Raw genomic sequence first — 17700 nt, 5'->3', positions numbered from 1 at the left:
CAGGCTGCCATCCGTGCCGATCCGCGACCTGAGCGCCGCCGACGCCCCGCGCTGCGACGAGATCATTGCCGCCCTACCGACGTTTTTCGGCGTGGAGTCCGGCATCCAGGCCTGCGCCGAGGCGGTGCGGACCCAGCGCGGCTGGGCCGCCGAGCTGGACGGCGTCGTCGTCGGATTCCTCACCGTCGAGCAGCTCATCAACCCGGAGATCTCCTGGATGGCCGTCCACCCGGCGCATCGTCACTGCGGCTTCGGCAAGGCGCTGGTCTCGGCCGCTGTCGACGCCTTGGTCGCCGACGGCTGCACCCTGCTCACCGTGCTGACACTCGGCCCGTCCGTCGTCGAGAAGTGCGCCGACAACTACGCGGGCACCCGGCGCTTCTACCGCTCCGTCGGCTTCCAGGCAGTTCGCGAACTCGATCTCGCCGACTGGGAGTACCCCGCCTTGCTCATGAGTCGTCAACTACGTCAACCACGGTCCACAGTGGTCAATGGTTGACTGGCGAATCAACCATTGACCACTCCCGTCAACCATCAACGTTCGCCGCCGACCAGTCGCAACGACGACCGGCCCCGTCGTCGACGAGTGGCCTGATGACCGACGACGGGGCTGATGACCGACGACGGGGCCTGATCGGTTGACCGACCATGTCGCCGCCCGCCCGAGTGCTGCGTCGCGGATCGAGCCTCGCGTCGCCGGCCAAGCCTTGTGTCGTTGGCCAGGTATTGAGCCGTTGGCCAGGTGCTGTGCGTCGTTGCCCGGGTGCTCTGTCGTTGACGGAGCACTGTGTCGTTGACCGAGGTCTGTGTCGTCGACCGAGCGCTGTGCCCCCGACCGGGTGCTACGCCGTCGCGATCGAGGAAGCCGACGCAGTCGCCTTGACCGACCGCGAAGCCCGCCGCTGACCGACCGCCGAGGCGAGCGACCGGAGCACGGACTCCGTCACATCCCAGCCCATGCACGCGTCCGTCACGCTCTGCCCGTACGCCAGGTCCTCCGCGTGCCCGAGCACGAGCTCCTGACGCCCGGCCTCCAGGAAGCTCTCCAGCATGATGCCGACGACCTCGGTCTCGCCCCCGGCGATCCGCTCCGCGATGTCAGCGGCGACGACCGGCTGGCGCAGGTGGTCCTTGCCACTGTTGCCGTGGCTGCCGTCGACGATCACCCGCTCCGGCAGCCCGGCCTTGGCCAGCCGGCCGACGGTGTGCTCGACGCTGCCCCGGTCGTAGTTCGGCCCGAGGCTGCTGCCGCGCAGGATGACGTGGCAGTCGGGGTTGCCGGCTGTGGAGAAGATCGCCGCCAGGCCGTCGTCGGTGATACCGGGGAACACGTGGCTGGACGCCGCCGCCTTGACCGCGTCGACGGCGGCCTGCACATCACCCTCGGTCGAGTTCTTGATGCCGATCGGCATCGACAGGCCGCTGCACAGCTGCCGGTGCACCTGGCTCTGCGCGGTCCGCGCGCCGATGGATCCCCAGCTCACGGTGTCGGCGATGTACTGTGGGGTGATCGGGTCGAGGAACTCGCAGCCCACCGGCAGCCCCAGCGCGAGGATGTCGAGCAGCAGCCGGCGGGCGATCCGCAGCCCGTGGTTGACGTCGTACGAGCCGTCCAGCCGCGGGTCGTTGATCAGGCCCTTCCACCCCAGCGTGGTGCGCGGCTTCTCGAAGTACACCCGCATGACGACGCACAGGTCGCCGGACAGCTCGTCGGACAGGGCGGCCAGCCTCCGCGCGTAGTCGAGGCCGGCCACGGGATCGTGCACCGAGCACGGTCCCACTACGACCAGCAATCGGTCGTCGACGCCGTCGAGCACCTTGGTCACGGCGGTCCGGCTCTGCACGACGACGGCCTCGGCGGCGTCGGTCAGCGGGGCCTCATCGCGCAGCAGCGCCGGCGACACCATCGGCCGCGAGCTGACGATGCGCTGGTTGTTGGTGGACATCGGGATTCCTCTCCGCAGACCGTCGGAGAGATCCGCCGCCGGCCTGCCCTGGGTGTCTGGGCAAAACAAAAGGCAGAGACCGAAGTCTCTGCCTTGCCGGCTCTGGGTGCTCCGTGGTCAGCGCGCGTGGTCGCCGCCGGGCCCACCCAGGGCCGGCTTGCTAAACCACGGATACCAACGCACGAGGTCAGCGTAGCGCATGTTGACCGAGGCCGTGCAATGGGTCAGGATCAGTCCATTGGAGCCGGGCGAGGAAGGGCGGTCCCCGTGATCACCGTCGACGCACTGCGCGAACTGGTCGAGACCGGCGAGGTCGACACCGTTCTGGTGGCCATCGTGGACATGCAGGGCCGCCTCCAGGGCAAACGCTGCTCCGCCGGCTACTTCCTGGACGTGGTGCTGGACCACGCCACCGAGGGCTGCAACTACCTGCTCGCGGTCGACGTCGAGATGAACACCGTCAGCGGCTACCGGATGTCCTCGTGGGAGCGCGGCTACGGCGACTTCGTCATGCGCCCGGATCTCAGCACGTTACGGCTCACGCCCTGGCTGCCGGGCACGGCGATGGTGCTGTGCGACGTCGAGTGGGAGGACCGCAGCCCGGTCACCGTGTCGCCGCGCCAGGTGCTGCGCCGCCAGCTCGACCGGCTCGCGGAGCGGGGTCTCGCGGCTTTCGTCGGCACGGAGCTGGAGTTCATCGTCTTCGACGACAGCTACGAGCAGGCGCACGACCTCGGCTACCGCGATCTGCGCCCGGCCAATCAGTACAATGTGGACTACTCGCTGCTCGGAACCTCCCGTATCGAGCCGTTGCTGCGCCGCATCCGCAACGAGATGAGCGGCGCCGGCCTGATGGTCGAGTCGGCCAAGGGCGAGTGCAACTTCGGCCAGCACGAGATCGTCTTCCGCTACGACGAGGCGCTGCCGACCTGCGACAACCACGCGATCTACAAGACCGGCGCGAAGGAGATCGCCGCCCAGGAGGGCCGCAGCCTCACCTTCATGGCCAAGTACAACGAGCGCGAGGGCAACTCCTGCCACATCCACATCAGCCTCCGTGGCACGGACGGCGGTCTCACGTTTGTCGGTGACGGCCCGCACGGCATGTCCACCACGGCGCAGCAGTTCATCGCCGGCCAGATCGCGGCGCTGCGTGACCTGACGCTGCTGTTCGCGCCGAACATCAACTCCTACAAGCGTTTCCAGCCCGGCAGCTTCGCGCCGACGGCCGTCGCCTGGGGCAGCGACAACCGGACCTGCGCGCTGCGGCTGGTCGGCCACGGCCCCGGTCTGCGCATCGAGAACCGGGTGCCGGGCGGCGATGTGAATCCGTACCTGGCGGTCGCCGCGCTGATCGCGGCCGGCCTGCACGGCATCGACAACGAGCTGACGCTGGAGCCGGAGCTGTCCGGCAACGCCTACGCCTCGGACAAGCCGACCGTGCCGTCCTCGTTGCGCGAGGCCAGGGATCTGTTCGCGGCCAGCGCGATCGCCCGTGACGCGTTCGGCGAAGACGTCGTCGACCACTACTGCAACGCGGCCCGCGTCGAACTGGCCGCGTTCGACTCCGCTGTCACCGACTGGGAGCGTGTCCGTGGTTTCGAACGGCTCTGACCGCCGGCCGGTCATCGGCGTCACCACCTACATCGAACGTGCCCGTTACGGCCCTTGGGACACCGACGTCGCGCTGCTGCCCCGCACCTACGTTGACACGGTGGCGGCGGCCGGCGGGAACCCGGTCCTGTTGCCACCTCTGGGCTTCGCCGATGTGTCCTTTCTGGATGGTCTGGTGATCGCCGGCGGCGCGGACGTCGACCCGGCCCGTTACGGCGAATCGGCGCATCCCGAAACCCTCGGCGTGCGCCCGGATCGGGACGCGACCGAGTTCGCGCTGGTCGAAAACGCGCTGGCCGCCGGCCTGCCGCTGATCGGCGTGTGCCGGGGCATGCAGGTGCTGAACGTGGTGCTGGGCGGGACGCTCACCCAACACGTGCCGGACGTCACGGGCACGCCCACGCACCGCCCGATGATCGGCCAGTTCGGCCGTACCACGGTGGAAATGACCCCGGGCAGCAAGGTTTCCGACATCCTCGGCGGCATGGCGGAGGTGTCCTGCTCGCACCACCAGGCCGTCGACCGCCTCGGCGACGGCCTGGTGATCACGGCGCGGTCGGCCGACGGCGTGCCCGAAGCCGTCGAGATGGCGGGCGCCGACTTCGTGCTGGGCGTGCAGTGGCATCCCGAGCAGGACCTGGAAGTGCGGCTGTTCAAGGCTTTGGTGGCGAGAACGGGGAGCGGGCAGTGACCACCTTCGATGTGATCAATCCGGCGACCGAGGAACTGGTCGACACCGTCCAGTTGACCACGCTCGAGGAGACGGACGCGGCGATCGCCCGCGCCCAGGCCGCGCTGCCGGTGTGGAAGGCCGTGGCGCCGGGCGACCGGGCCCGCCTGCTGCGCCGGTTCGCCGCGGCCATCGACGCCGATCTCGAGAACCTGGCCCGGATCGAGGTCGCCAACTCCGGCCACACCATCGGCAATGCCCGCTGGGAGGCGGGCAACGCCCGCGACGTCGTCGAGTACTACGCGGCCGCGCCGGAACGCCTGTTCGGCCGGCAGATCCCGGTGGCCGGCGGCATCGACGTCACCTTCGCCGAGCCGCTGGGCGTGGTCGGCGTGATCGTGCCGTGGAACTTCCCGATGCCGATCGCCGCCTGGGGTTTCGCGCCGGCGCTCGCGGCCGGCAACACGGTGGTCGTCAAGCCGGCCGAGCTGACGCCGCTCACCGCGATCCGGCTCGCCGAACTCGCACGGGACGCCGGCATCCCGGCCGACGTCTTCCAGGTCCTGCCGGGCAAGGGATCCGTTGTCGGGCAACGGTTCGTCACGCACCCGGCGGTGCGCAAGGTCGTGTTCACCGGGTCGACCGAGGTCGGCAAGCACATCATGGCGGGCTGCGCCGACCAGGTGAAGCGGGTGACGCTGGAACTCGGCGGCAAGAGCGCGAACATCGTGTTCGCCGACGCCGACATCGAGCGTGCCGCCGCGACCGCACCGTACGGCGTCTTCGACAACGCCGGCCAGGATTGCTGCGCCCGGTCGCGAATTCTGGTGCAGCGCACCGTGTACGACCGGTTCATGGAGCTGCTGGAACCGGCCGTGCGGGGCGTCAAGGTCGGCGATCCGGGTAGCGCCGAGTCCGAGATGGGCCCGCTCATCTCGTCCTCGCACCGCGACAAAGTCGCCTCGTACGTGCCCTCGGACGCCCCGGTGGCGTTCCGCGGCAGCGCCCCCGACGGCACCGGTTTCTGGTTCCCGCCAACGGTTCTCACGCCGTCGTCCGAGAAGGACAAGTCGGTGGTCGAGGAGATCTTCGGCCCGGTCGTCGTGGTGCTGCCGTTCGACGACGAGGCCGACGCGCTGCGCATCGCCAACGACACCGAGTACGGCCTGTCCGGCTCCATCTGGACCCGTGACGTCGGTCGCGCGCTGCGGGTCGCCCGCGGCGTCGAGGCCGGCAACCTGTCGGTCAACTCGCACTCGTCGGTCCGCTACTGGACGCCGTTCGGCGGGTACAAGCAGTCCGGCCTCGGCCGGGAACTCGGCCCGGACGCGGTTGCCGCGTTCACCGAGACCAAGAACGTGTTCATCGCGACGGAGGAGTGAGAAGTGGCGGAACGACTTGCCGGCCGTGTAGCGGTGATCACCGGCGGTGGCAGCGGAATCGGGCTCGCCTCGGCGCGACGGCTGGCGTCCGAGGGCGCCAGGGTCGTGATCGGTGACGTCGACGAGAACGCCGGCGCGAAGGCGGCCGAGGAGGTCGGCGGCCTCTACGTCAAGGTCGACGTCACCGACGCCGGCCAGGTGGAGGCGATGTTCCAGCAGGCCGTCGACACCTACGGCTCGCTCGACATCGCGTTCAACAACGCCGGCATCTCGCCGCCCGACGACGACTCCATCCTCACCACCGAGTTCGAGGCGTGGCAACGGGTTCAGCACGTCAACCTGACCTCGGTCTACCTGTGCTGCAAGTACGCGCTTCCGCACATGCTGGCCCAGGGCAAGGGATCCATCATCAACACGGCCTCGTTCGTCGCGGTGATGGGCGCCGCCACCTCGCAGATCTCCTACACCGCCTCGAAGGGCGGCGTGCTGGCGATGACCCGCGAGCTGGGCGTCCAGTTCGCGCGCCAGGGCGTGCGGGTGAACGCGCTGTGCCCCGGACCGGTGAACACCCCGCTGCTCAAGGAGTTGTTCGCCAAGGACCCGGAGCGCGCCGCCCGCCGGCTGGTGCACGTGCCGGTCGGTCGGTTCGCCGAGCCGGAGGAGATCGCCGGCGCGGTCGCGTTCCTGGCCAGCGACGACTCGTCGTTCATCACCGCCTCACAGTTCCTTGTGGACGGTGGTATCTCCGGCGCCTATGTGACGCCTGAATAAGTGGATGCCGCAAGCGACGCGTTGCTCCGTCCGGTCCGGACGGGCAACGCGTTCGAGGAGACGGTGGAACGGCTGCTCCAGGCGATCAAGCTGGGTGTCGTGCCGCCGGGCGAGCGGCTGCCCGCCGAGCGCGAGCTGGCGAGCCGGTTGAACGTCAGCCGGGTCACGCTGCGCGAGGCGCTGCACGCCTTGCAGGAGTCCGGTTTCGTCGAGTCCCGCCGTGGCCGATACGGCGGGACCTTCGTGTGCACAGCGCCGCCGAGCGCCGCGCCGGCAGTGACGTCGCGCGTGGATGATCTTGAGGACGCCCTGACGCTACGGTCCGTGTTGGAGTCCGGCGCGGCGGAGTTCGCCGCCGGCCGGGACTTGTCCGACCACGAGCGGGCGCACCTGACGGCGCGACTGTCCGAATGCGATGGCGCCACGCTGGGGGAGTACCGGCGCAAGGATTCCCGCCTGCACCTGGCCGTCGCGGAGATCAGCGGGTCGCCGTCGCTGACCGCCGCGGTCGCCGACGTGCGGATGCGACTGAACGAGCTGCTCGATGGAATCCCGTTGCTGCCCAAGAACATCGCGCACTCCAACCGGCAGCACGCGATCCTGGTGGACGCCATCCTCGTCGGCGATCCCCCGGGCGCGCGCCGCGCCATGGCCCAGCACCTGGAGGGCACCGCGTCGCTGCTCAGGGGCTTCCTGGGCTGAACTGCGACGGCGTAGCTTCGCAGGGGTGAGCGCTGAGCCGTCGAGCGGGGCCGACCCGGGCCTGGTCGGCCCGAATTCGGTCAGCTGGCAACTGCACGCCGACCCGGCGATGTGGCTGGCCGGCATCGCGGGCCTGTACCTCCAGTCGCTGCACCCGCTCGCGGCGGCCGGCGTCGTGCAGAACTCCAACTTCCGCGAGGATCCGCTCGGCCGGCTGATCCGCACCGCGAAGTTCGTCTCGATGAGCACGTACGCGCCGCGCGCCGAGGTCGAGGCCGGCGCCGCCAGGGTCCGCGCGGTGCATCGGAGCCTGCGCGGCAAGGACCCGGCGACCGGCCGCACGTTCCGTATCGACCGCCCCGATCTGCTGCTCTGGGTGCACTGCGCCGAGGTGGCGATGTTCCTGTCGGTCGTGCGCCGTGCCGGTTTCGGGTTGACGAAGGCACAAGCCGACCGGTATTTCGACGAACAACGTGGTTCCGCCGCACTGGTTGGCCTCGACCCGGACGAGGTGCCCGGCTCGACGGAACAGATGGCCGCGTACCTCCATGACATGCGCGGCGAACTCCGGCGGGGCGACGACTCCGAGGTCGTGTACGAGTTCCTGCACAAACCGCCGGTGCGTGGCGTTCTTGGCGTCGGCCTGCCGATCTACGAGCCGGCGGTCGCGCACCTCGCGTATTCACTGCTGCCGAGCTGGGCGATCCGGCTGCACGGACATCGGGCGTACTCGCCGACCACGGCCACCACGATGCTCCGAACCCTGCGGTCTGCGGCGTTCATCGTGCCCGCCCCAATCCGCTGGCGGGCGCCGCACGGGTTCGTGCCGCAGGCGATGCGTCGGCTGGGGCGGTCGGCGCGGCCGACGGCCCGATCGCTGCCGCTCGACTGACACGGGGGTTCACCCCATGGGATGACCTTGTCGGCGCTGGGGGTCTGACCTAGCGTCGAGGACGTGGCGCAGTTCGATGACCTCCGCACCAGGCCGCACGTGGATCTCTGCCACGTGTGCAGTGCGCTGTGTCGCCGTTGAGATCGGCTGCCGCGTCCGCCCACCAACAGCCCAGGAGCCCTGATGCCCGCTGTTGTCGTCATTTCCGGAAGTCCGTCCCGCAACTCCAAGACCGCCCGCGTCGCCGAATACGTCGCGGACCGGCTGGCCGGCGCCGGTCTGGTCACCGATCACCTGCGGCTGCGTGAACTGCCACCGGGCCCGTTGCTGGCCGCCGACACCTCGGACCCCGACATTGCCCGCGCAGCAGCGACCCTGGCCGACGCCGACGGCGTCGTGCTGGCGACACCGACGTACAAAGCGGCCTATTCGGGGCTGCTGAAGGTGTTCCTCGACCTGCTGCCGCAGTTCGGCCTGTCCGGGAAGACGGTGCTGCCGCTCGCGACCGGCGGCAGTCTCGCGCACGTGCTGGCCCTCGACTACGGGCTGCGGCCCGTCGTGCAGTCCCTCGCGCCGCGGCACGTGATCCAGAGCTACTTCCTGCTCGAGCGGGACCTCCAGGTCGACACCGACGGCGGGCTTGCGATCAATCCCGAGGTCGAGCACGTGTTCTCGGACATCGTCGAGGAGTTCCGGCATGCGCTGACCACGGCGTTGCCCTATCAGCGCACTGCGTAGGGACTAGCGTCGACGATGTGAGCTCTCCTGACGAGTACGTGACCCACCTGCCCCGCATCAACTTCGCGAAGGAGGCGTCGGCCAGCTACCGCGCGATGGTGCTGGCGAACAAGGCCTGCGAGGAGGGCATGGACCCCATTCTCGCCCACCTGATCAAGCTCCGGGCCTCACAGCTCAACGGCTGCGGCTTCTGCCTCGACATGCACGCCACCCACGCCCGCGAGCTCGGCGAGAACGAGCGCCGCATCTACGCGCTGCCGGCGTGGCGCGAGCTCTCCTTCTACACCGCGCGGGAACGGGCGGCGCTCGCACTGACCGAGGAGGGCACGCTGCTCGCCGAGGGCGGCGTCCGCGACGAGACCTGGGCCGAGGCCGAGAAGCAGTTCAGCCAGGCCGAGCTGGCGCAGATCATCGCCCTGATCGCGACGATCAACGCCTGGAACCGGATCGCCGTGATCAGCCGCAACCAGCCGCCTGCGCTCGGCGGCGTCCGATGAGCCGGCTCGCTGCGCACGCCGCCACGCTGCGCGACCTGCACCAGCCCGGCAACCCGCTGGTGCTGCCGAACATCTGGGACGTGGCCACCGCCCACCTCGTCGCCGAGGCCGGCTTCCCGGTCGTCGCCACGTCCAGCAGCGCCGTCGCCAACAGCCTCGGCTTCCCCGACGGCGAGAAGATCCCGGCCGCGGACATGTTCGCCGCCGTGCGCCGCATCGCCGACGCCGTCGGCCTGCCGGTCACCGCAGACATCGAGGCGGGCTACGGCCTCGACGGGCCCGACCTGGTCGCCGCCGTGCTCGCGGCCGGCGCCGTCGGCATCAACCTGGAGGACACCGACCACGGCAACCACGGGCTCCAGGACCCGGACGCGCAGGCGGAGCGCATCGCCGGCATTCGCGCGGCCGCCGACGCCGCCGGCGTGCCGCTGGTGATCAACGCCCGTGTCGACGTGTTCATCCAGGCCACCGACCCGGCCGACCACGCCTCCGTCTTCGACGACGGTGTCGGACGGGCCAAGCACTACCGCGACGCCGGCGCCGACTCCATCTACCCGATCGCCCTGGCCGACCCGGCGCTGATCGGCGAGTTCGTCCGGCAGGTCGAAGCCCCCGTCAACATCATGCTCAGGCCGCCCGCCCCGCCGGTCGCCGAGCTGGCCGGCCTGGGGGTCGCCCGGATCAGCCTGGCCACCGGTCTGTGGCGGGTCAGCCTCCGGGCCGTCCGGGACGAGCTCGCCGGCCTGCGCTGAGCTGCGCGGTCGCCCGTGGCCCGCCCCTCGGCGCGGCCACGGGCCGCACTCGCCTAGGATCGAGGCCCTGTGGCGGTGTGTTTCGCCAGCTCAGTGCCCACGACCGCTGGGCCCACGACCGAGGGCAAGAGGGTTCACCCGTGTTGACGATGCAGGACGCGTTGCTCGCGTTGCAGAAGTACTGGACCGACCGCGGCTGCATGGTCGTGCAGCCGTTCAACACCGAGGTCGGGGCCGGTACCGCCAACCCTGCCACGGCGCTGCGGGTGCTCGGCCCCGAGCCGTGGCACGTCGGCTACGTCGAGCCCAGCGTGCGGCCCGACGACGCCCGCTACGGCGAGAACCCCAACCGCCTCCAGATGCACACCCAGTTCCAGGTCATCCTCAAGCCGGACCCGGGCAACCCCCAGGAGCTCTACCTGGGCAGCCTCGAGGTGCTCGGCATCGACATCGACGCACACGACATCCGGTTCGTCGAGGACAACTGGGCCTCGCCCGCGCTCGGCGCCTGGGGCCTGGGCTGGGAGGTCTGGCTGGACGGGCTGGAGATCACCCAGTTCACCTACTTCCAGCAGGCCGGCGGCATGACGCTGGACCCGGTGTCGGTGGAGATCACCTACGGCATCGAGCGCATCCTGATGGCGCTCCAGGGCGTCGGCCACTTCAAGGACATCGCGTACGCGCCCGGCATCTCCTACGGCGAGGTGTTCGGCCAGTCCGAGTACGAGATGAGCCGCTACTACCTGGACGACGCCGACATCCAGGTCAACCAGCGGCTGTTCGACGAGTACGCCACCGAGGCCCGTCGCATGATCGACGAGCGGCTGCCGGTGCCGGCGTACGTGTACGTGCTCAAGTGCAGCCACACGTTCAACGTGATGGACGCCCGCGGCGCGATCAGCACCACCGAGCGCGCCAAGGCGTTCGGGCAGATGCGCACCCTGACCCGGCAGGTCGCCCAGCTGTGGGCGGAGCGCCGCGAGGAGATGGGCCACCCGCTCGGCGTCGTCGAGCCTCCGGCCGCGGCGCAGCTGCCGGCCGAGATGCCCACGGTGGACGCCCCGGCGACGCTGTTGTTCGAGATCGGCGTCGAGGAGCTGCCGCACAGCGAGGTCGTGCGCAGCGCCGAGGCCGTCCGCGACGCGCTGGTCACCAAGCTCGGCGGCACCCGGCTCGGCCACGGCGACATCACCGTGCACGCCACGCCGCGCCGTCTCGTGCTGCTGGTCGACGACGTGCAGCCCCGTGAGCCCGACGCCGAGCGCACCGTCCGCGGTCCGCGCGCGACGGCGGCGTTCGACGCCGACGGCAACCCGACCAAGGCGGCACAGGGCTTCGCCCGCGGCCAGGGCATCGCGTCCGAGGAGCTGCTCCGCATCGACGTGGACGGCGTCGAGCACGTCGGCGTCGTCAAGACCGACGTCGGCCGCGGCGCCGTCGAGGTGCTGAGCGAGCTACTCGGCCAGATCGTCGCCGAGCTGCGGGCCGACAAGAACATGCGGTGGCGCGACGCCGGCCTGTCGTTCACCCGGCCGGTCCGGTGGCTGGTCGCGCTGCTCGGCGAGACCGTCGTGCCGGTCGCCGTGTCGTCCCTGTCGAGCAGCCGGTTCACCCGGGTGCACCGGACCGCCGCCGAGCCGGAGGTCGAGGTCGCCTCGGCCGACGGTTACGGCGACTTCCTCGCCGGCCACGACATCGTGCTCGACGGCGCGGTCCGGCGGGAGCGGATTGTCGCCCGCGCCACCGAGCTGGCCGCCGAGGTCAGCGGCACCGTCGACTTCGAGGGCGAGGCGGCGCTGCTGGACGAGGTGACCAACCTGGTCGAGCAGCCCAACCCGATCCTCGGCTCGTTCGCGGCGGAGTACCTGGAGCTGCCGAGCCAGATCCTGACCACCGTGATGCGCAAGCACCAGCGCTACCTGCCGGTTCGCGGCACGGACGGCCGGCTGCTGCCGCACTTCGTCGCCGTAGCCAACGGCTCGTGCGACGTCGACCTGGTCCGCGCCGGCAACGAGTCGGTGCTGCGGGCCCGCTACGAGGACGCCGCGTTCTTCTGGCGTGCCGACCAGAAGAAGACGCCCGAGCAGCACAAGACCGGCCTGGCCAAGCTGACGTTCGAGGAGCGGCTCGGCTCCGTCGCCGACCGGGCCGAGCGCATCGCCGGAGTGGCCGCCGACCTCGCCGACATCGTCGGACTCGACGCCGCCGAGCGCGCCACCCTGGACCGGGCCGGCCGGCTCGCCAAGTTCGACCTGGCCACCCAGATGGTGATCGAGCTGTCCAGCCTGGCCGGCACCATGGCCCGCGAGTACGCGCTGCGCGCCGGCGAGAGCGCCGAGGTGGCGCAAGCGCTTGCGGAGATGGAGCAGCCGCGGACCGCCGGCGGCACGCTGCCGGCCAGCGTGCCCGGCGCGCTGCTCGCTCTGGCCGACCGGCTCGACCTGCTCACCGGCCTGTTCGCCATCGGCGCCAATCCGACCGGCAGCTCCGACCCGTTCGCGCTGCGCCGGGCCACCCTCGGCGTCGTCAGCATCCTTCGGGCGTTCCCGCAGCTCAAGGCCGTCACCCTGAGCCGTGGCCTGGCCGCCGCCGCGAAGCGCGTCACCGCGCAGGGCGTCGACGTGCCCGAGTCGGCGCTCGCCGACGCCCACGAGTTCAGCGTCCGTCGGTACGAGCAGCAGCTGCTCGACGCCGGTCACGAGCACCGTCTCGTGCAGGCCGTGCTGCCGCTCGCCGACACCCCCGCCGACGCCGACGCGGCTCTCGCCGAGCTGGAGCGTCTCGGCGACGACGTCGACTTCGCCGCCCTGGCCGCCGCGCTCCAGCGGGTCCGCCGCATCGTGCCCGCCGGCACCGAGGCCGGCTACGACCCGTCGCGGCTGGTCGAGCCGGCCGAGATCGCCCTGCACGAGACCGTCGACAAGGTCTCCGCGCAGTTCGGCGCCGACACCACCGGCCTCGCCGAGTTCGTCGGCATCGCGTCGCCGCTGACCGAGCCCGTCAACGCCTTCTTCGACGACGTGCTCGTGATGGCCGAGGACGCCGATCTTCGCGCCGCCCGCCTGGGCCTGTTGGCCACGATCAACTCCCTGGCCGACGGCGTCCTGGACTGGCGCGCCCTCTGAGTCAGGGCTCTATCCACGGCGGCCCCGTCTCACCCGAGACGGGGCCGCCGTCGTATCGCCCGCAGTCCCTCGCCGGCTGGCGGCCGTCGCGCGGAGTTGTGCTGCCCTTCCCGCTGTCCAGCTGGCGGCCGAGTTCAACCGCTAGCTGAGCTAGCTGTCGGTCGCGCTCGCCGCGTGCGGCGTGGCCGTTGACGCGCCAGGGGCCGGCGCTCGGCCGGCCACGTCGATGATGCCCCGGATGACCGACTGGATCCGGTCCGGTGCGGTCTCGGGGTCCGGCTGTCCGGCGTCCAACCAGGCCATGACCGTCTCAACCAGCACTACCGGGATGCTCTCGGCGGCCCAGTTCGCCCACGCCGGGTCGGCGATCCGGTCGCCGATCTGCGCGAGGGTCGCCACCGCCATGCCGCGCCGGATCGTTTCCACGGCGTCGCTGAATTCGGGCTCGCGGGCGGCGTGCCGGTACAGCAGCCGGAACCCGTCCGGCTCGGCCGCCGCCGTCGCGATGAACGCCCTCAGGGTGTCCGTGTTGACCTCGTCGCCGGCGGTCGACGTCTTGATGAGGTCGCCGATCCGGACCAGCGCCTCCAGGTAGAGGTCCCGCTTGGAGTCGAAGTGCCGGTACACGATCATCCGGCTGATGCCCGCCTCGCGGGCGACGTCGTCGAGGCTCGTCGCGGCGAAGCCGCTGCGTGCGAACGCCGTGGTCGCCGCCGCCAGGACCTGCTCCCGCCGCTGCGCCCTGGGCAGCCGTTCCCCGCGTTGCTCCGTCACGCGCACTGTCCTACCAGGTCGCAGATGTTGACTCGTGTGTGTATATTTTAAAGTATACCGAGCTGGGGAGGATCTCGATGACCACCACCGATCTGCCGCAGTTGCCGTTCGAGCGCGCCGGCGTGCTGGACGTGCCGCCGCAACTGCTGGAACTCCAGGCCGAGGTGCCGATCGTGCGGGTCCGTACGCCGGTCGGTGACGAGGCCTGGCTGGTCACCCGCTACGACGAGGTGCGCGAGCTGTTCGCCGACCCGCGGCTGGGGCGTTCGCACCCCGACCCGGAGAAGGCCGCCAAGGTGACGAACTCCGCGCTGTTCGGCAGCGCGCAGGCCGACGACAACGAAGACGCCAACCACGCCATGATGCGAGCGATGCTCATGCCGGCGTTCTCGCCGCGGCGGATGCGCGCGATGCGGCCTCACATCGAGGAGATCGTCGACAGCCTGCTCGACGGCATGCTGGCCGACGGCGGGCCGCTCGACCTGCACGAGCGGCTGTCCGTGCCGCTTCCCGTGCTGGTCATCTGCGCCCTGCTCGGCGTGCCGTACGAGGACCGTGACGACTTCCGGTCGTGGTCGGACGGCGTCGGCGACACCATGGACGGCGCCCGCTCGGCCGCGGCCTGGGAGAAGCTCACCTCGTACATGAAGGGGCTCATCCACGGGAAGCGCAGTGAGCCCGGCGACGACCTGATCAGCGACCTGGTCGCCGAGTACGGCGACAAGATCGGCGACGACGAACTCGCCGCGCTGTGCGGCGGGCTGCTGTTCGCCGGCCACGAGACGACGATGGTCCGTGTCGACGTCGGCACCGTGCTGTTCCTGAGCAACCCGGAGCAGCGCGAGGCGTTCCTCGCGGACGACAAGCTCGTCGCGGCGGCCGTCGAGGAGGTGCTCCGTCGCAGCATGACCGGCGGTGGCGGCCTGCTCCGCTACGCCCGCGAGGACATGGAGATCGCCGGCATCACCGTTCCCGCCGGCGACGCGGTGATGCTCGCCGTCAGTGCGGCCAATTTCGACGAGCGCGTCTTCGCCGACGCAGTGCGCTTCGACATCGCGCGGCCGTCCAACCAGCACCTGGCGTTCGGTCACGGCGCCCGCTACTGCATCGGCGCCAACCTGGCGCGCCTCGAACTCCAGATCGTGTTCGACAAGCTGCTCCGTCGCATTCCCGGTCTGCGGCTCGCGGTCCCCGTCGAGGACCTCAAGCTGCGCGTCAACCAACTCGGCGGCGGGCTCGTCGGAGTGCCGGTCACCTGGTGACGGTCGGGCGGTCATGGTGACAGTGGTGTGGTCCGGGTGAACGTGGTGCGGTCATGGTGACAGTCGCGTGGTCCGGGTGACCGTGGCGCGGTCTTGGTGACCGTCGGGCGGTCGCGTCGAGTTCGTCGGGGAGCTCGCGCGCCCGCCCGGCCGGCGGCCATGCTCTGGCCATGGGCACGACGGCGCTGGAGCACTGGCGGCAGTCACTCGATGCGTGGCGGATCCCGGCGGCAGTGCTTGATCGCGCACCGGAGTCGCCGTGGGTGCTGCCCCGCGCCGTTTTCGTCCGACGCGCCGATGCCCAACTGGCGGAGCCCATCGGCGCGACCTACCAGCGAGCGATGGCGGCGCTGCCCGTACCCGGCACCGTCCTCGACGTCGGTGCCGCCGCCGGCGCGACCAGCCTGCCGCTCGCTGCTGCCGGCCGTGTCACCCACTTGACCGCCGTCGACGGCGACTCTTCGCTGCTCGACTCCCTTGCCGAACGCGCCCTCCGAATCGGAGTACCCCTCGACCGGGTGATCGGCCTGTGGCCCGACTCGGCCGTCCACACGCCGGTCGTCCACGTAGTGGTGTGCGGCAACGTGCTCTACAACGTTGCCGACCTCGCCCCCTTCGTCGCCGCCCTCACCGACCACGCCCGCGGCACCGTTGTCGTCGAAACCGCCGTCCGGCACCCGCTGACCGAGCTCAACCCGCTATGGCGTCACTTCCACAGCATCGCCCGCCCCACCGGCCCCACCGTCGACGACCTTCTCGCCGCCCTCGACGAACTCGGCGTCCATCCCGAGGTGACGCGGTGGCGGCGACCGCCGGAGGCCGAGCATGCCCATTTCGCCGAACTTGTCGACGTCACCCGCCGACGCCTCTGTCTGCCACCCTCCGCCGCCCCCGAAGTCGACCGCGCCCTCCGCGACCTGGGCCATTCCCCGGACTTCCCGCCCGACCTCGGCTCCTCCGGCCGAGAACTGGCCACCCTCACCTGGCCGGGCGTCGCCGTTTGAGCCGACCAGTCGGTCGCCGGCCCGGTGTTCAACGAAGTCGAGCTTTTCAACGAAGTCGAGAACTTCGACGGTCGAGTGGCCGGCTGGCGGCCGAGCGGTTCGTGCACGGACGGGTAGCTCGTCACCGGCCGAGCAAATTTGCCGCGGAGCAACTCGCCGGAGGCCAGCAGTCTGTCGGTGAACGCCGGCATTCGCGGGCGGTGAAGCGATTCGCCGACGGTCATGAGGTCGGCCGACGGTTAAGTGGTTGGTTGACGGTCTAGGCGTGGCCTCATGGTCTACGCGCGGCCAACGGTCCAGGGGTGGCCGACGGTCACAGGGCTGGTCGACGGTTCGAGGGCCGGCCGGGTGGTCGAGGGGCCCGCCATCGATCAGGGGGTTGGCCGGTGGTCGAGGGCGGCGCGGACGATCTGGAGGAGGTCGTCGGAAGAGAGGCCGAGGTCGGCGGTGGCGGCGGCGAACTGGTGGGCGGCCTGTTGGGCGCGCTGGAGGCTGTGCTCGCCGGCGGCGCTGACGAAGGTGCCGGCGCGGCCGCGGGTCTGGACGAGGCCGGCCTCCTCCAGCTCGCGGTAGGCGCGGGCGACGGTGTTGACGGCGAGGCCGAGTTCGCCGGCGAGCTGCCTGACGGTGGGCAGACGGGTGCCGACGGCCAGTTGCCGGTCGGCGATCTGGCGGGCGAACTGCGACTTGACCTGTTCGTACGGCGGAACGGGCGACGCGGAGTCGAGCTCGATCACCGGGGCACCGGCACCTTCGGTGTCAGCGGCTCGTGGGCCATCGCGTAAACCGAGATCACAACCGAAACGGCTGTGTACACAGTCAACAACCAAATCGACGCGGTGGAGGCCATCGTCACCAGGGCGAGCAGCACCGGGTAGGCGACGGCGGCGTGTCGGGCGTCGTTGACGCGGAGCAGATCGTCGGCCTGTAGGGAGCCGTGGTCGACGGCGATGGGGGCGCGGGTCAGCGCGCTGCGCAGTGAGGCGTAGGTGACGACGGCGAGCAGGGCGACGCCACAGAGGAAGACGACGGCCGGCGCGATGTCGTCGCCGGAGAGAAGTTGGACGAAACCGAGCAGTGCGGCGCCGACGTAGGAAACGGTGAGCAGGATTCGGGTGCGGCGACCGAGGACGGCGGTGAAGTCCACGGGCCAAAGACGCCCGACGCGGTCGTGCTGGGCGGCGGCGATCCGACGGTCGCCGACCCGCTGAACGAGCAGCGCGACGCCGGCGGCCAACGCCACCAGCGCGGTCAGCAGCACCGGCCAGACCAGTGCGTACGAGCCGACGAGGAACTGCGCGACCCGCAGGACGAGCACCGCGCCGACCAGACCGGCGGCGAGATGGACGGCCCGTCGACGGACCATCAGCCGGCCGAGCAACAGGCCGTAGGGCCCCAGGTCGACGCCGCGATAGCGCTGCGTCCACGAGTCGACGTATCCCACGGAGCTCCTCGGCATTGAGTGCGACCGGAATGACATGTGACTGTGATCACCGTATCGGACCGGCCGTCCCAAGTCGCCCCCTCGACGCCGCCGAATACACCCAGCGTCAAGGCCCAAATGCACCCGA

General features: G+C 70.6%; 17 protein-coding genes. 13 read left to right on the top strand and 4 right to left on the bottom strand.

The genetic code is table 11. The features are described from left to right. Positions 1-13: 13 nt before the first annotated feature. On the top strand, positions 14-499 hold the full coding sequence (locus BCF44_RS29415) for a GNAT family N-acetyltransferase (RefSeq protein WP_170217811.1): 486 nt from the start codon (positions 14-16) through the stop codon (positions 497-499). Positions 500-842: 343 nt separating this feature from the next. Here BCF44_RS29415 and BCF44_RS29410 read toward each other — a convergent pair whose 3' ends face one another. After that, positions 843-1946 carry a 3-deoxy-7-phosphoheptulonate synthase gene (locus BCF44_RS29410; RefSeq protein WP_116177635.1) on the bottom strand — a complete coding sequence of 368 codons (1104 nt, stop codon included), beginning with the start codon at positions 1944-1946 and terminating at the stop codon, positions 843-845. 267 nt (positions 1947-2213) lie between these two features. Here BCF44_RS29410 and BCF44_RS29405 point away from each other — a divergent pair, with 267 nt between their 5' ends. The 10 genes from BCF44_RS29405 to BCF44_RS29360 all read left to right on the top strand — a co-directional run bounded on the left by BCF44_RS29405 (position 2214) and on the right by BCF44_RS29360 (position 13089). Then, positions 2214-3560, top strand: coding sequence for a glutamine synthetase family protein (locus BCF44_RS29405; protein WP_281283152.1), 1347 nt, complete (start codon positions 2214-2216; stop codon positions 3558-3560). Continuing rightward, entirely contained in the window at positions 3541-4251 is a 711-nt protein-coding gene (locus tag BCF44_RS29400) for a gamma-glutamyl-gamma-aminobutyrate hydrolase family protein (RefSeq protein WP_116177743.1), read from the top strand. The genes BCF44_RS29405 and BCF44_RS29400 overlap by 20 nt, the downstream gene beginning before the upstream one ends. After that, positions 4248-5612, top strand: a complete 1365-nt coding sequence (locus BCF44_RS29395; RefSeq protein WP_116177633.1) for an aldehyde dehydrogenase family protein — start codon at positions 4248-4250, stop codon at positions 5610-5612. Before BCF44_RS29400 ends, BCF44_RS29395 begins: the two co-directional genes overlap by 4 nt. Before the next feature lie 3 nt (positions 5613-5615). After that, positions 5616-6383 (top strand): 3-oxoacyl-ACP reductase, encoded by a 768-nt coding sequence (locus BCF44_RS29390; RefSeq protein ID WP_116177632.1) that lies wholly within the window; start codon positions 5616-5618, stop codon positions 6381-6383. Next, on the top strand, positions 6384-7085 hold the full coding sequence (locus BCF44_RS29385) for a FadR/GntR family transcriptional regulator (protein ID WP_116177631.1): 702 nt from the start codon (positions 6384-6386) through the stop codon (positions 7083-7085). A 25-nt stretch (positions 7086-7110) separates the two neighbouring features. Next, positions 7111-7977, top strand: coding sequence for an oxygenase MpaB family protein (locus tag BCF44_RS29380; protein WP_246015687.1), 867 nt, complete (start codon positions 7111-7113; stop codon positions 7975-7977). 183 nt (positions 7978-8160) lie between these two features. Continuing rightward, positions 8161-8715 (top strand): NADPH-dependent FMN reductase, encoded by a 555-nt coding sequence (gene ssuE, locus BCF44_RS29375; RefSeq protein ID WP_116177630.1) that lies wholly within the window; start codon positions 8161-8163, stop codon positions 8713-8715. A 17-nt stretch (positions 8716-8732) separates the two neighbouring features. Further along, entirely contained in the window at positions 8733-9212 is a 480-nt protein-coding gene (locus tag BCF44_RS29370; RefSeq protein WP_246015685.1) for a carboxymuconolactone decarboxylase family protein, read from the top strand. Further along, positions 9209-9964 (top strand): isocitrate lyase/PEP mutase family protein, encoded by a 756-nt coding sequence (locus tag BCF44_RS29365; protein ID WP_116177629.1) that lies wholly within the window; start codon positions 9209-9211, stop codon positions 9962-9964. Before BCF44_RS29370 ends, BCF44_RS29365 begins: the two co-directional genes overlap by 4 nt. Before the next feature lie 149 nt (positions 9965-10113). Further along, positions 10114-13089 (top strand): glycine--tRNA ligase, encoded by a 2976-nt coding sequence (locus tag BCF44_RS29360; RefSeq protein ID WP_116177628.1) that lies wholly within the window; start codon positions 10114-10116, stop codon positions 13087-13089. A gap of 150 nt (positions 13090-13239) precedes the next feature. On the opposite strand, the gene BCF44_RS29355 is transcribed toward BCF44_RS29360, so the two are convergent. Beyond that, the gene (locus BCF44_RS29355) at positions 13240-13863 is read right to left on the bottom strand and encodes a TetR/AcrR family transcriptional regulator (protein ID WP_246015683.1); all 624 of its coding nucleotides are present in this window, start codon (positions 13861-13863) and stop codon (positions 13240-13242) included. A gap of 77 nt (positions 13864-13940) precedes the next feature. On the opposite strand from BCF44_RS29355, the gene BCF44_RS29350 reads away from it, so the two are divergent. Beyond that, positions 13941-15125 (top strand): cytochrome P450, encoded by a 1185-nt coding sequence (locus BCF44_RS29350; RefSeq protein WP_116177626.1) that lies wholly within the window; start codon positions 13941-13943, stop codon positions 15123-15125. A 170-nt stretch (positions 15126-15295) separates the two neighbouring features. After that, the gene (locus BCF44_RS29345; RefSeq protein ID WP_116177625.1) at positions 15296-16129 is read left to right on the top strand and encodes a class I SAM-dependent methyltransferase; all 834 of its coding nucleotides are present in this window, start codon (positions 15296-15298) and stop codon (positions 16127-16129) included. 371 nt (positions 16130-16500) lie between these two features. On the opposite strand, the gene BCF44_RS29340 is transcribed toward BCF44_RS29345, so the two are convergent. Both BCF44_RS29340 and BCF44_RS29335 read right to left on the bottom strand, forming a co-directional pair. Next, positions 16501-16866, bottom strand: a complete 366-nt coding sequence (locus tag BCF44_RS29340; protein ID WP_116177624.1) for a GntR family transcriptional regulator — start codon at positions 16864-16866, stop codon at positions 16501-16503. Further along, positions 16863-17573 (bottom strand): hypothetical protein, encoded by a 711-nt coding sequence (locus BCF44_RS29335; RefSeq protein WP_116177623.1) that lies wholly within the window; start codon positions 17571-17573, stop codon positions 16863-16865. The genes BCF44_RS29340 and BCF44_RS29335 overlap by 4 nt, the downstream gene beginning before the upstream one ends. Positions 17574-17700: the final 127 nt, after the last annotated feature.

The organism is Kutzneria buriramensis, assembly GCF_003387475.1.
In the GTDB taxonomy this organism is placed as follows: Bacteria; Actinomycetota; Actinomycetes; order Mycobacteriales; family Pseudonocardiaceae; genus Kutzneria; species Kutzneria buriramensis.
The sequence above is the reverse complement of the archived record's forward strand: the minus strand, read 5'-3'. Positions and strand labels throughout refer to the sequence as shown.